The sequence below is a fragment of the Flavobacterium potami genome (genome assembly GCF_020026915.1).
Taxonomy (GTDB): Bacteria; Bacteroidota; Bacteroidia; order Flavobacteriales; family Flavobacteriaceae; genus Flavobacterium; species Flavobacterium potami.
In genome coordinates, this window is sequence record NZ_JAINUY010000004.1 from 272,305 (window position 1) to 286,849 (window position 14,545).

14 protein-coding genes and 1 tRNA gene are annotated in these 14,545 nt (G+C 30.1%); 6 read left to right on the forward strand and 9 right to left on the reverse strand.

Going from position 1 to position 14,545, the window contains the following annotated elements; all coding sequences use genetic code 11:
• The first annotated feature begins 56 nt into the window (after positions 1-56).
• A complete protein-coding gene (gltX, locus tag K6T82_RS13415) occupies positions 57-1,562 on the forward strand; it encodes a glutamate--tRNA ligase (protein ID WP_223706487.1) in 1,506 nt (501 codons plus the stop codon).
• A gap of 259 nt (positions 1,563-1,821) precedes the next feature.
• Positions 1,822-2,805, forward strand: a complete 984-nt coding sequence (locus tag K6T82_RS13420) for an SPFH domain-containing protein (RefSeq protein WP_223706490.1) — start codon at positions 1,822-1,824, stop codon at positions 2,803-2,805.
• A gap of 19 nt (positions 2,806-2,824) precedes the next feature.
• Here K6T82_RS13420 and K6T82_RS13425 read toward each other — a convergent pair whose 3' ends face one another.
• The 5 genes from K6T82_RS13425 to K6T82_RS13445 all read right to left on the reverse strand — a co-directional run bounded on the left by K6T82_RS13425 (position 2,825) and on the right by K6T82_RS13445 (position 7,737).
• Positions 2,825-3,079 carry a DUF6327 family protein gene (locus K6T82_RS13425; protein ID WP_223706492.1) on the reverse strand — a complete coding sequence of 85 codons (255 nt, stop codon included), beginning with the start codon at positions 3,077-3,079 and terminating at the stop codon, positions 2,825-2,827.
• Between the two features lie 5 nt (positions 3,080-3,084).
• Positions 3,085-3,435: a competence protein gene (locus K6T82_RS13430; RefSeq protein ID WP_223706494.1), complete on the reverse strand. Its 351-nt coding sequence runs from the start codon at positions 3,433-3,435 to the stop codon at positions 3,085-3,087.
• 78 nt (positions 3,436-3,513) lie between these two features.
• Complete coding sequence (locus tag K6T82_RS13435; protein ID WP_223706496.1) at positions 3,514-3,840, reverse strand: YtxH domain-containing protein; 327 nt, start codon at positions 3,838-3,840, stop codon at positions 3,514-3,516.
• A gap of 93 nt (positions 3,841-3,933) precedes the next feature.
• Complete coding sequence (locus K6T82_RS13440) at positions 3,934-4,410, reverse strand: hypothetical protein (RefSeq protein WP_223706498.1); 477 nt, start codon at positions 4,408-4,410, stop codon at positions 3,934-3,936.
• 1,209 nt (positions 4,411-5,619) lie between these two features.
• Positions 5,620-7,737 (reverse strand): glutamine--tRNA ligase/YqeY domain fusion protein, encoded by a 2,118-nt coding sequence (locus tag K6T82_RS13445; RefSeq protein ID WP_223706500.1) that lies wholly within the window; start codon positions 7,735-7,737, stop codon positions 5,620-5,622.
• Between the two features lie 106 nt (positions 7,738-7,843).
• Between K6T82_RS13445 and folB the strand changes: the two genes are divergently transcribed.
• Positions 7,844-8,203 carry a dihydroneopterin aldolase gene (gene folB, locus K6T82_RS13450; RefSeq protein ID WP_223706502.1) on the forward strand — a complete coding sequence of 120 codons (360 nt, stop codon included), beginning with the start codon at positions 7,844-7,846 and terminating at the stop codon, positions 8,201-8,203.
• A 94-nt stretch (positions 8,204-8,297) separates the two neighbouring features.
• A tRNA-Cys gene (locus tag K6T82_RS13455) sits at positions 8,298-8,368 on the forward strand.
• Between the two features lie 481 nt (positions 8,369-8,849).
• Here K6T82_RS13455 and K6T82_RS13460 read toward each other — a convergent pair.
• The 3 genes from K6T82_RS13460 to rnr are packed head-to-tail and all read right to left on the reverse strand — an operon-like array spanning position 8,850 to position 12,419.
• Positions 8,850-9,530, reverse strand: a complete 681-nt coding sequence (locus K6T82_RS13460) for a LysE family translocator (protein WP_223706504.1) — start codon at positions 9,528-9,530, stop codon at positions 8,850-8,852.
• 14 nt (positions 9,531-9,544) lie between these two features.
• Positions 9,545-10,213, reverse strand: coding sequence for a head GIN domain-containing protein (locus tag K6T82_RS13465; RefSeq protein WP_223706506.1), 669 nt, complete (start codon positions 10,211-10,213; stop codon positions 9,545-9,547).
• Between the two features lie 22 nt (positions 10,214-10,235).
• A complete protein-coding gene (gene rnr / locus K6T82_RS13470; protein WP_223706508.1) occupies positions 10,236-12,419 on the reverse strand; it encodes a ribonuclease R in 2,184 nt (727 codons plus the stop codon).
• 110 nt (positions 12,420-12,529) lie between these two features.
• Here rnr and K6T82_RS13475 point away from each other — a divergent pair, with 110 nt between their 5' ends.
• Positions 12,530-12,763: a putative signal transducing protein gene (locus tag K6T82_RS13475; protein WP_223706510.1), complete on the forward strand. Its 234-nt coding sequence runs from the start codon at positions 12,530-12,532 to the stop codon at positions 12,761-12,763.
• 825 nt (positions 12,764-13,588) lie between these two features.
• A complete protein-coding gene (gene rpiB, locus K6T82_RS13480) occupies positions 13,589-14,020 on the forward strand; it encodes a ribose 5-phosphate isomerase B (RefSeq protein ID WP_008465784.1) in 432 nt (143 codons plus the stop codon).
• Between the two features lie 146 nt (positions 14,021-14,166).
• Here the strand turns inward: rpiB and K6T82_RS13485 are convergent, their stop codons facing one another.
• Complete coding sequence (locus tag K6T82_RS13485) at positions 14,167-14,436, reverse strand: DUF1294 domain-containing protein (RefSeq protein WP_223706512.1); 270 nt, start codon at positions 14,434-14,436, stop codon at positions 14,167-14,169.
• Between the last annotated feature and the right edge of the window lie 109 nt (positions 14,437-14,545).

Consider the following 14,545-nt stretch of genomic DNA (forward strand, 5'->3'; position numbering starts at 1 on the left):
TCTCATTACTTAATTTTCTAATTCAGAGTCGTATCTTTGCATCAAAATTTAAACAAATGTCAAAGCAAGTTCGTGTGCGTTTTGCACCAAGTCCGACTGGACCATTACATATTGGCGGAGTTCGTACTGCCCTATTTAATTATTTATTTGCAAAGAAACATAACGGAGTTTTTTATCTGAGAATTGAAGATACAGATCAGACTCGTTTTGTTCCTGGTGCAGAGGCTTACATTATGGAAGCTCTTGAATGGTTAGGAATTGCTCCTGAAGAAACTGTTGGAAAAAATGAAAAATTTGGTCCATACAGACAAAGCGAACGTAAAGATCTTTACCAACAATATGCCGATCAATTAATAAATTCTGGTTGGGCGTATTATGCTTTTGATACTCCAGAAGCTTTAGATGCACATAGAAAACAACACGAAGCTGAAGGAAAAACATTTATTTACAATCATCACAATCGTGAAAAATTAGATACTTCTTTAGTAATTTCTGCTGAAGAAACTGCGAAGAGAATTGCAAATGGAGAACATTATGTGATCCGTTTTAAAACTCCGGTTGATGAAACTTTACATTTGAAAGATATCATTCGTGGTGATGTTAAGTTTGAAACCAATCTTTTGGATGATAAAGTTTTGTTTAAAAGTGACGGAATGCCAACATATCATTTAGCCAATATTGTTGATGATCATTTGATGGAAACTTCACATGTAATTCGTGGAGAAGAATGGTTACCATCTATGCCACTTCACGTTTTATTATATAGAGCATTTGGTTGGGACGCTCCAGAATTTGCTCATTTACCTTTGATTTTGAAACCAGTTGGAAATGGTAAATTATCAAAAAGAGATGGAGACAAAATGGGATTCCCAGTATTTCCTTTAGAATGGAAAACAGAAGAAGGTGTTTCATCAGGTTACAGAGAAAAAGGATTTTTCCCTGAAGCTGTTGTAAACTTCCTTGCTTTACTTGGATGGAATGATGGAACTGACAAAGAAATATATTCTCTAGAAGAATTGGCTGCATCTTTTGACTTGAACAGAGTTCATAAAGCTGGAGCTAAATTTGATCCTGAGAAAAACAAATGGTTCAATCACCAATATTTAGTAAAACAAAATGATTCAGATTTAGCAAAAACCTTCTCTCCTATTTTAGTAGAAAAAGGCTTCTCAACTCCGCTCGAAGTGACAACTAGAATTGTATCACTAATTAAAGAAAGAGCCAATTTCGTTTCTGATTTTTGGGAATTAACAGATTTCTTTTTCCAAGCACCAACATCTTATGATGAGAAAGCAAGCAAAAATTGGAAAGAAGAAACTCCAGCTTTAATGCAAGAATTGATTTCTGTTTTAGAAAATATCGAAGATTTTACATCAGCAAATATTGAAACAATTGTAAAAGATTGGTTGACTAAAAACGAAATTGGAATGGGTAAAGTTATGCAACCTTTCCGTCTTAGTTTAGTTGGAGCTTTAAAAGGTCCCCACCTATTTGATATTGTAGAAATTGTTGGAAAAGAAGAAACTATTTCTAGAATTCAGAAAGCAATTTCAACATTATAAAATAATTTAATTTACCATTAAGGCATTAAGAAAATTAAGCTCAACAAAATGGTAAAAAAATAAGTTTTTAAGTTCATAAAGCTTAGCTTAATTATCTTGCCAAAGCTTGACTTAATTTACTTAATGCCTTAATGGTTCAAAAAAACGAAACGCTAAGTAACATCATTAAAATGTTCTTAGCGTTTTTTTAATGTTTGATAATTTTAATTTAGAAGAATTTTCGTAATTTACCAGAATCATAAATATAAATTAAATAACCATGAACACAGCATTAATTATCTTTTTAGTATTGGCATTCTTCATTTTTATGTCGTCTTTCTTTACTGTAAAACAACAATCTTCTGTAATTATTGAGCGTTTTGGAAAATTTCAAAGTGTTAGAAATTCAGGATTACAACTTAAAATTCCGATGGTTGATAGATTGGCCGGAAGAGTAAATCTTAAAATTCAACAGTTGGATGTTATCATCGAAACTAAAACTAGAGACAACGTTTTTATCAAAATGAAAGTTTCAGTTCAGTTTAAAGTAATCCAGGATAAAGTTTACGAAGCATTTTATAAACTAGAATATCCACACGATCAGATTACTTCTTATGTATTTGATGTTGTTCGTGCAGAAGTTCCGAAACTAAAATTGGATGATGTTTTTGAAAGAAAAGATGATATTGCGGTTGCAGTAAAACGCGAATTGAACGAAGCAATGTCTACTTACGGATATGATATCATCAATACTTTGGTTACTGATATTGATCCAGACATTCAGGTAAAAAATGCAATGAACAGAATCAATGCTGCTGATAGAGAAAAAACGGCTGCAGAATTTGAGGCTGAAAGTTCAAGAATTAGAATTGTTGCAAAAGCAAAAGCCGAAGCAGAAAGTAAACGTTTACAAGGACAAGGTATCGCAGACCAACGTCGCGAAATTGCAAGAGGTCTTGTAGAAAGTGTTGAAGTTTTGAACCAAGTTGGCATTAATTCTCAAGAAGCTTCTGCCCTAATTGTAGTTACGCAACATTATGATACTTTACAATCTATTGGATCAGATACCAATTCAAACTTAATTCTTCTTCCAAATTCTCCACAAGCCGGAAGCGATATGCTGAATAATATGGTTGCTTCATTCTCAGCTTCAAACCAAGTTGGCGAAATGATGAAAAAGAACACTAAAAAAGTAGAGAAACCAAAACCAATTCAAAGACAATCAGGTTATGAAGATGACATTCAACCAGATGTTCAACAATAATAATAAATGAAAAAGAGGCTTAATTGCCTCTTTTTTTATTTATAAACCAATTGATAACAAAAGGTAAAATGGATTGTAAAATTTGTGGAAACGATTTTTTGACATAACCTGTATAAGATGAAACAAATCCGTTTACTATATTTTGTGGTGTAATGCTTTCTTTAGTTTTCTGAAAACTCAAAACCAATTTCTGATAATTGATTTCTTTTTCTAATTTCAGAATTTCTAAATCTCTATCAATTTCAGCATAAGATGAGTATTTTTTCTTTTCCATAGTAATTAATCATTAAAAAAGATTTCTGAAAATTTCTCTAAAATCGGACCTTCAACCATTTTATCTTTTATAAAGAAAAGCAAAATAGTAAAGAAAAGATAAATCCCTCCTACTGCTAAAAATCCAAGTGCATTACTTTCAAACAAAGAACCAAAAGCATATGCTGCAGCAAAAGATCCAAAAATTAAAACCATTGTAAAACAAACTAAAATCAAAGTAAACTTAAAAATTAAAGTTGTTGATTTCATTGCCACTTTAAAACCCCAAAGTTTGTAATAAGCTAAATGACTGTCAATATAAACTTTAGTCTGTTCCTGAATTTTCTCTGTATTTTCTTTTAATTCTTCGAAAGGCATAATTGGAATTTTAAAAAATAAAAAAGCACAAAACTTCCTTATAAAAATAAGCAAGTAATGTGCCCTTTGTAATTGTTATTATTTTTGAAGCTTAGCGTTTTGCGCTTTTAATTCAGCCAATTTAGATTCTAAAAAAGTAATCACTTCTTCTGTTTTATGACTAACATTTGAAAGTAATTCATTTAAAGTTCCATCAAGATTTTGAGTTGCACTTGTAAATTTTTCACGAAGAACTTCAGAACTAGCATCAAAAGAGTCTTTTATGTTATGCTTGGCATCATCTATACCTTCTTTTATTTTTGCTCTGGTTTTAGATCCTTTATCCGGTGCAAATAAAATTCCGATTGCTGCTCCTGCAGCTGCTGCAGCTAAAATTGCCGCTGCTGTATTTAAGTTCTTAGACATGATATTACAATTTTAAATTATTACTTAAAGATACTCTTTTTTGAACTTATAAATTTCTGATTAATTGTAATTTACAAAAAATTAACAATATAATTAATACACATACGTTGTAGCCTCGTATTTACCATCTTTCTCAGCTATACTAACGAATGGCGAACCACTTGAAGCCGACTTACTTTTAATTCTCATAGCAGTTTGTTTCTCATTTGCAATAGGCGGTTCACCTTTTGTCTTGGTCGAGACTCCAGTAAATGTTCCTGTCTGCTTCAGTCCTATTGTCTTTTCCTGAGGTAAAACAGTTACCATTTTGTAATCGTCTTTTGAATCTACAACTATTTTATCAGAAATTTTTTGAGTCTGTTTTGTCTGTTTATTTGTAATAGATGAAACAGCATGTTTACTGATTTTGATTTCCTCAGAACTTCCAACATTTGAATAATAAACTAAACCATTTTCTGATTTAATGAAATTTACATCAAGACTTTCACCATTGTGTTTTGTAATTTGATGTGTTTGTGAAATTGCAACATTTGCAAATAACACCGCTAGTGTAAAATATAATACTTTCATGATAATTAGATTTAAATTAAAAATGATCAGATTTGAAATTTAAAAACTAAATTTTCACAATTCAAGATTATGGAATTTTTTGAATTATGATACAATTTGAAAAATACCTTTTACGAGAAATATTATCAAAATTACATCACAATAAAAATGAGAACATAAAATTGTCTTTTCAAGAAATCGGTTTTGAAAATCTACTGCAATAAAAATTACGAGTTTTTAAAAACAATAAATTTCAGATTAGATTCTTTAACGGCAAATTTTAATTTTTGATAAAAATCATCTCTGACTTCTACTTTACGCTAAAAATAACAGTTTTTGGAAGAATTGCATGTTAATAAGCCGTTAAACTGACCAAAATAACAGCTAAAATTAAAATAAGACTCATAAATAAGCAATAATTTAAAAAAGGAGTTATCTATCAAATGATATTAAAAATTGCTTTAAAATCAATTTATTGAAGTCGAAATTAATCTATAAAAACTATTAAAATTAAATTTAAAATCATTTTTATATATAATAATTAAAAACTTAGTTTTATAAAAATTAATAATTAAAATTCATGAATAAAAAATCGAAATCAAAAAACTAAAAAATAATAAAAAGCTATAGTTTTAAACTTTATAGTTAGTTTTATAAATAATAAATAAAAACTAAATTTTATACAAAATGATAACCAAAACTTATAAATATGCAAAATGAAGTAAAAAACTAAAAAAATAAGAAAAAACTTTAATTTTAGTTTTTTGAAAAGAAAATTGACGCAAAAAAACTCTAAAATTTAAATAAAGAGTTTTAATGAATGAAAAATTAAAAAACATCTTCTCTGTTCGACCATTTTTTATTTTAGCTTAAAAACTATTTATGAATGTTATTTTTAATATATAAAATTGATTAAAATTTCAATTATCATATCTTTTATAAATAATAAATACAATCAATTAAAAATACTAATAAAATCATTTAAAACTATATTATAAACTTTGATCGAAAAATTGGGAGTAAAAAAAGCAAAAAATTGAATTGAAGAGTTTTAATAAACTTAAATTAAAAGAATGAATTGGTTATCCAACATTTTTTTATTTTTCATTAAAATCGATTTATGAAAGTCACTTTTAATCTATAAAAATTATAAAATTATAAATTTCGATAGTAAATATATATAATAAAAAAAAGCGCTTATAAAAGCGCTTTTCATAAATTTAGTTGATATTACTTCTTCACCATTTCAGAAAGAATTTCAATTTCTCTCTCCGAAGCATTTTTTGGTGGATTTGAATATAATTTCAAAATTTCATCATCAAACTGATTTCTTAAACTTTCGTTTTCAATATCTCTTAAGTTCAAAAGTGCTTTTGATCTTACATAAGTAGATTCACTTTTTAAAGACATTGAATATAATTTCTTAATATCTTCTTCTTCAAAATCTGTAGATTTCCAGCTTGAATACTTCAAAATAAACTGAGAAAACAACAGCGAAGCCTTATTATTGTTGATGTTTTTCTTTAATGAATTCTGCATCAAAGAGAAACTAGAAACATTTTTGATGTTCTCCCCTATTGCACTTTCAATTGCAATTCGCTCTGGTTTACTTTCAACTTTGAAATATTTGTTGATTTCTTTTAAAGAATTATTGATGCTGTTTTCTTCTTTCTTACCTTTTTCTTCCCAAGCATCTTTCAATCCAACTGTTTTGTTAAATACTAATTTTGAAGGAGTTGAGTCTTTATCAACAGTAAAATATCCTAAACGTTGAAACTGAAATTTATCTTCATTTTGAGCTGTTGATAAACTTGGTTCAACATATCCAGTAACAATTTCTAACGAATTTGGATTCACAAAATCTAAGAAGTTTTTCTCTTTATAACTGTCTGGAGCTTCATCAGTAAACAAACGATCGTACAAACGAACTTCTGCTTCTAAAGCATGTTTTATAGAAACCCAATGTAAGGTTCCAGATACTTTTCTTTGGCTTGCTTCTGTTCCGCTTCCGCTTAAAGAATCGGTATCATAAGTTACATGAATTTCAGTAATATTGCCTTCAGTATCTTTTATAACTGATTCTCCTTTAATGATATAGGCATTTTTAAGACGCACTTCTTTTCCTAAAGTCAAACGGAAATATTTAGCTGGAGCTTCTTCTAAAAAGTCTTCTCTTTCAATGTATAATTCACGAGAAAAAGGTACTTTTCTGAAACCTGCATTTTCATCTTCTTGATTGTTTTCAGCTTCTAACCACTCTTCTTTATCTTCTGGATAATTAGTAATTACCAGTTTTACAGGATCTAAAACAGCCATTACACGAGGTGCAATTTTGTTTAAATCTTCACGAATACAGAATTCTAAAACTGATACATTGATCAAATTATCACGTTTTGCAATACCAATTGTGTTAGCAAAATTACGCAAAGAAGCAGCTGTATAACCACGTCTTCTTAACCCAGAAATAGTTGACATTCTTGGATCATCCCAACCGTTAACATGCTTTTCTTTAACAAGTTGCTGTAATTTTCTTTTGCTAACAACTGTGTGTGATAAGTTACGTCTTGCAAATTCTCTTTGCTTTGGACGCAATTTATTATCATCAAAAATCTGATCTAAAAACCAATCGTATAATTCGCGGTGAGGCAAGAATTCCAGCGTACAAAATGAGTGAGAAATTTGCTCTAAATAATCACTTTGTCCGTGTGCCCAATCGTACATTGGATAGATTTTCCAAGCATCTCCAGTTCTATGGTGATGTTTGTGTAAAATCCTGTACATGATAGGATCACGCATCAACATATTTGTTGATTTCATGTCAATTTTTGCACGAAGAATATGTGTACCAGCCTCAAATTCACCATTTTTCATTCTTTCGAATAAATCTAAGTTTTCTTCAACTGAACGATTTCTATACGGACTATCAGTTCCTGGAGTTGTTGGAGTTCCTTTTTGAACTGCCATATCTTCAGAAGATTGACTATCAACATAAGCTTTATCTTTTTTAATTAATAAAACTGCCCAATCGTATAATTGTTGGAAATAATCTGAAGCATAACATTCTTCTGCCCAAGTATATCCTAACCATTCTACATCTTTTTTAATAGCATCAACAAATTCCTGTTCTTCTTTTTCAGGGTTTGTATCATCAAAACGTAAATTCACAGGAGATTGATAATCAATTCCTAAACCAAAATTTAAAGCAATAGAACTTGCGTGCCCAATGTGTAAATAACCATTAGGTTCTGGTGGAAAACGAAAGCGAAGTTTAGTATTTGAAAGACCTGATTTTACGTCTTCCTCTATGATTTGTTCAATAAAATTGAGTGATTTCTCTTCTGATGCCATTATTTTATAGTAATTTTAGCAAAGATAAAAAAAAGGTTTCAGGTTTCAGGTTTAAAGTTATTTAACTAGCGCAAAACCTGAAACTTTAAACTTGAAACAAGATAAAATGGGAGTTATTAAACTTAAAAATATCCGTACTTTTTCTTACCACGGATGTTTAATTGAAGAGGGAAAAATTGGATCTGATTACACTGTGGATCTAAAAATTAAAACCAATTTACAGAAATCAGCCGAAACAGATCATCTTTTAGACACTGTTGACTACGTTCATTTGAATAAAATTGTGACGGAAGAAATGGCAATTCGTTCGCATTTATTGGAACATGTTGCTAAAAGAATCAATATTCGCGTGCTGGCAGAGATAGAAACAGTAGAAAAAACAACAGTTTGGGTTTCAAAAGTTAATCCTCCTATTGGTGGTGATGTTGAGTCAGTTACTATAAAAATGACGGAAATTAGAAAGTAATCATTGCAATTAAATCTGTATTTTTTTAAAATAGTTCATTTGAAACTTTTGAAATTTAAAGATTTTAGTTACTTTTGCCATCCGTTCAAGTAATGGCGTCGTGGCCGAGCGGCTAGGCTGGGCTCTGCAAAAGCTCCTACTCCGGTTCGAATCCGGACGATGCCTCAAAAGAGATACAGAAATGTGTCTCTTTTTTTTATGTCTAATTTTTAGAAAAAATTAATTAAAGATATTGGCTCGAATCCGAACGATGCCTCAAAACGAGATACAGAAATGTATCTCGTTTTTTTATGTTTAATTTTTAGAAAAAATTAATTAAAGATATTGGTTCAAATCAGTATGATGCCTCAAAAAGAGATACAGAAATGTGTCTCTTTTTTTTATGTTTAATTTTTAGAAAAAACTAATTAAAGATATTGGTTCAAATCCGGACGATACCTCAAAACCTTCAAATTACTTTGAAGTTTTTTTATGTTTAATTTTTTAGTCATTGCGAGGAACGAAGCAATCGCACTAAGTAAATCAGTATTAATAAACTTATATTAGTACGATTGCTTCGTTCCTCGCAATGACAATTAACACTTATAAACACAAAAAAGCCCCTGAAAATCAGAGGCTTTTTTGATATAATTTGAGTTATTAACAACTACTTCTTCTCTATTCTTTCGAAAGCATTCTTAACCATTTCTTTTTCTCCTGGAAACCAGCCTTGAGTTATTAACGCTAATCCAAAAATCATTAAAACAATACTAATTCCTTTTTTGATTTTAAGAATATTAGTCGGAGTCATTTTCGATTTTAATTGTTTGGCTAATAGAATTTTAATACAATCTACTAACAGATAAGCAACAATTACAGAAGCAAAAAAAGTCATCATTCTTGGAGTCTGCATTTGTAATTTTGGACCGATTGAAATAATTACGGCAAGCCAAAAGCCTAAAACACCAATGTTGATAACGTTAAGTAAAAAGCCTTTTACGAATAAACTTCCGTAATTTCTTTTGATAATATCACGATCTATTTCTTCATCATCAATTTTCTCTTCGTTTTTAAGTCTTACGAAAGAAATAATACCGTAAGCGAGCATTATTATACCACCAAAGATAAAAAGTGCAGGCTTATCTTTTAAACTAGAAATCAATCTGTAACTTCCTAAATAAGCAATTGCTATAAAAAAAATATCACCTAATACTACGCCGCAGTCAAAAACTAATGCAGCTCGAAATCCTTTGGTAATACTGGTTTCTAATAGTATAAAAAATACCGGACCTACCATAAAGCTTAGAAAAAGTCCCCATGGCAGTCCAGCCAAAATATCATTTATCATCAAAATACGACTTGTTATTTTACTTCTTCGATTTTACCACCGAAAACTGTTTTTTGGTTTATTTGTTTTGGTTTTCCATAAATGTAAATAGAGCCTCCTGCGCTCACTTTTGCATCAACAAGGGTCGAAGCATTAACATCGGCTTTTCCGCCCGCAGAAACGCTTACTTTGGTCTGAGAAGTGGCTAATTTACTTCCAAGGAAATATCCTCCCGCTCCTAAACCTGCATCAAGGTTATCTGCTTTACCAGTTGCAGTGATTTCTCCACCAGAAACTGAACTTACTTTTAGTTTATCAACATTCAAATCTACGTTAATTTTTCCACCTTCTTGTGCACTTACTTTAAACGAAGTTGCTTTTATAGTTTCTTTGCTTGTAACTAAAGCACCTTCATTAACATCGATTAATTCTAAATGTTTATAATACAAAGTTACATCAAGATCGTTTCCTGACAAAAGTTTTGGAAATGGCATTCTCAATTTCAGAATACCGTTTTTATTAACAGCTTCTAATTCTGTTTCTCTTGCTCCTTTTATAACAATTTTATTCTCAGATGATGGAACTAGTTTTACACTTAATTTATCGTAAACTTTTACGGTATCAAAATCTCCTAATTCTTTGGTAACCTGACCAAAAGACATTTGTGCAAATAAAATTACCACTCCTATAATTAACTTTTTCATACTTTTATTTTTAAATTAATATTTATTCTGCTCTTCGTAAAAAATGAAAATCAAGTTGTTTTTTAACTAAATCGGCATTTTTTACCTTAACGTAAATCTCGTCTCCTAATTGCAATAAACGGTTTGACGTAGCTCCTACCAAAGCATATTGTCTTTCGTCGAAAGTATAATAATCATCTTTTATTTCTCTGATTCTTACCATTCCTTCGCATTTGTTAGAAACGATTTCAACATAAATTCCCCATTCTGTAACACCAGAAATAACCCCAAGGAATTCTTCGTCCTGATGATCCTGCATGTATTTAACCTGCATGTATTTGATACTATCTCGCTCCGCATTTGTAGCTAAACTTTCCATGTTCGAACAATGCAAGCATTTGGTTTCATAGGTTTCTTCATCTACAGAAGCTCCTCCATCCAAATAATACTGCAACAAACGGTGTACCATAACGTCTGGATAACGACGAATTGGCGATGTAAAATGACTATAATAATCAAAAGCTAAACCATAATGGCCAATATTATCTGTCGAATATTTGGCTTTACTCATACTTCTAATGGCAAGAGTATCAATAAGATTTTGTTCTTTCTTACCGTTTACTTCTTCCATTAAAGAATTCAGTGATTTAGCAATATCACCTTTATTTCTAAAATCTATCTTATAACCAAACTTAGCGATAACGGTTTGCATAGCAATCAATTTGTCTTCATTTGGTTCATCGTGAATACGATACACAAAGGTTTTCTTTTGTTTTCCAATGTATTCAGCCACTTTTCTATTGGCTAAAAGCATAAATTCTTCAATCAAATGATTGGCATCTTTTGATATTTTGAAATAAACACCTTCTGGTTCTCCTTGTTCATCCAAATTGAATTTCACTTCGACTTTATCAAAAGAAATGGCACCTTGCTGCATTCTCTTCTTTCTTAAAATCTTAGCTAATTCATCTAGTTTTAAAGTAGCTTCAACAATTTCATCTGAAACAACATAAGAATCTCCAGTGATTGAAATATCAACCGGAATTGTATTATTTCCTTTTGTTTCAATAATATGCTGAGCCTCTTCATAAGCAAAACGTTGATCCGAATAAATTACAGTTCTTCCAAACCATTGGTTAATAACCTGAGCTGTCGGAGAAACTTCAAATACAGCAGAGAATGTGTATTTCTCTTCATTTGGACGAAGTGAACACGCAAAATTCGATAAAACTTCAGGAAGCATTGGTACTACTCTATCGACTAAATAAACTGAAGTTGCTCTTTGATACGCTTCATCATCCAAAATTGTTCCTTCTTCCAAATAATACGAAACATCCGCAATATGAATTCCGATTTCAAAATTTCCATTTTCTAACTTTTTGAAAGACAAGGCATCATCAAAATCTTTTGCATCTTTCGGGTCAATCGTAAACGTAAGAGTATCACGCATATCACGACGTTTTGCAATCTCAGATTCTTGGATCGAAGTATCTAATTTTTGTGCATACACTTCTACTTCTACAGGGAAATCAGATGGTAAACCGTACTCTGCTAAAATGGCATGAATTTCTGTATTATGTTCTCCAGGTTTTCCTAAAACACGAATTACAGATCCAAACGGACTATCTGCTCTTTTTGGCCAATCTTCAATCTTCACTAAAACTACATCACCGTTTTCTGCTTCACCAATTTTATCTTTTGGAATAAAAATATCGGTATACATTTTAGGATTTGCAGTCGAAACAAAAGCAAAATTAGGCTGCATATCAATTACACCAACAAATTCTGTTTTATCTCTTTCAAGAACTTCAATTACTTCACCTTCAGGTCTTTTTCCTTTTCTTCTGTTATAAACGTAAACTTTTACTTTGTCTTTGTCTAACGCACGATTCAAATTATTGGTCGGAATAAAAACATCTTCTTCAAATTCATCACAAATAAAATATGCCGTTTTTCTACTCGTCATATCTATTGTTCCTTCGTAATAATCCTGGCTTACTGCTTTAATCAAATATTTTCCAGGTTCTGTTTCTATAATTTTCTTTTGCGAAGCCAGAATTTTTAGTTCTTTTATGATCTGATTTCTACTATTGGTATCATCAACTTCAAGCTTCGCTCCTATTTGTTTATAATTGAATGGTTTATTAGCATTTTGCGATAAAATCTTTATAATTTTTCCAGAGAAATCCTTCTCTTTTTTTATCGGCTTTCTAATTTTCTTACTCATATATCTTTTCTTATAAGGTTTAAAATTACAAATAAGATACCAAATAATACTTTTTAAGAAATAGAATTATTAAAAATGTAACTTTTCGTACATTTACAAAAAGACCTAAAATGGGAAGCTTTAAAACGATTGCCGTATTCAATTATCTGCACGAAACCGTAATTCTCAAACACTTACTGGAACAGGAAGGAATTCCATACTTTTTTGAAAACGAAATGACGCTCTCCGTCATGCCATTTTACTCCAATGCCTTGGGCGGAATCAAGCTCAAAGTTCATCCAAACGATTTCGAACACGTTCAGGAAATTCTGGACAATCTCAACAATCCACTCAAAATTGTCTGAAACAGAAATCAATTTCAAAATTCAAATTCAATTTTGAATCAGGTTAAAATTCAATTCAAAATAAAATTTTTTCTTTTTAAACTTTTTTAGTTTTCAACATATATTAAATACAAAAAAAAAAGATTTTTAAAATTTAAAAAAATTTGGTTGTTATTATAGCGTGTTAATATGTCGAATAAATTTATTTTTGAAGTCATTGAAATCTCGTTTTACTTATTTATTCTGAGTTATCAACATAGTTATTTTTGGTTAAATGATTAATTTATAAGACTTTTTGTATTTTAATTAACAACCGTTGACAACCAAAAATGAATTGATTTTGTAGATAAGTTGATATGTTGATTTCTGTTGAAAATGGTATTTTTGATATTGATAACTTTTCCAAAAATTCACGAAACTTTTCTTGCATATTTAATTTCAGTTTTGGATTAGGTATTTTTTCCAAACATCCAAAAAAAACTTCTAATTTTCTTTTCGAACTTATTAACATTTTCTGTTAATTTAAAGTTAACTGAATATCAACGAATTACGAACCCGTATTAACACCTCAAAATTTTAACAAATATTATGAATATTATTTATTGATTATGAGATACTTATGAAGTTATTAAAATTGTTGATAACGTATAAGATTTTGAAATTAAGATAGTTATATAATGCTGCTTTTTTGCCACGAATTTCAAAAACGTACAACAATTAAAATTTTGAATTTTAAGAATGTTTAAAACTCTAGATTTTAAAAGAAATTAGTGAAAATTAGTGTAATTCGTGGCAAACATATAATTATTAAGTAAATTTGCAATACACAACTTAATAGTATTAAAAATGAAAATTTCGATAGGAAACGATCACGCAGGTCCAGAATATAAAAAAGCAATTGTTGAGATGCTTAAAGCTAGAGGATATGAGGTAACTAATTATGGTACAGATACGGATGCTTCTGTAGATTATCCAGATTTTGGACATCCCGTTGCCAATGATGTATCTGAAGGAAAAGCTGATTTTGGAATCGTAATCTGTGGAAGCGGTAACGGAATTGCAATGACTGTTAATAAACACCCTAAAGTAAGAGCTGGTTTATGCTGGACTAAAGAAATTGCGTATTTAACTCGTTTACACAACGACGCAAACATTGTAAGTATTCCGGCGAGGTTTACATCTATTCACCAAGCTGTTGAAATCGTTGAAACTTTCTTAGATACAGCTTTTGAAGGTGGAAGACATCAAAATAGAGTCAATAAAATTGCTTGCGCATAAAAAGTTCAAAAAAAATCGGTGCTTCGCACCAGAAAAAATAAACAAACCGGGCGGATTTTTAATAATTCGACCGGTTTTTATTTTTTAAAACATTGAAATAGAAATATTTAAAATACCGTTTTTAGAGTTATTAACAATGTTAATATCTAAATACTATGGGTTAATTTTAGGTAGATAACAACAATCTGCACAATAATAACATAAGAGAATTTCATAATAAATGTGATTTTTCCCGTTTTATGTCTAAAGAAAAACATTCCTGTTAATAACCCAATTGTACCACCAACAAAAGCAAGGAAAAACAGTACAATTTCAGGAATCCGCCTTTTATGCCTTCTGGCCTGAAATTTATCATAGCCGGTAAGTATGAAGGTAAAGCAGTTTACAAATAAAATATATAGTAATAAAACTTTCATAGGCTAAAAATTAAAAACAAAGATATTATTTTAGCAAACTAATTGATTACATACTTCGTTTTTTAACAAGTAAAATGTATCATTTTAAAATTAAGAATTTATTTCATTA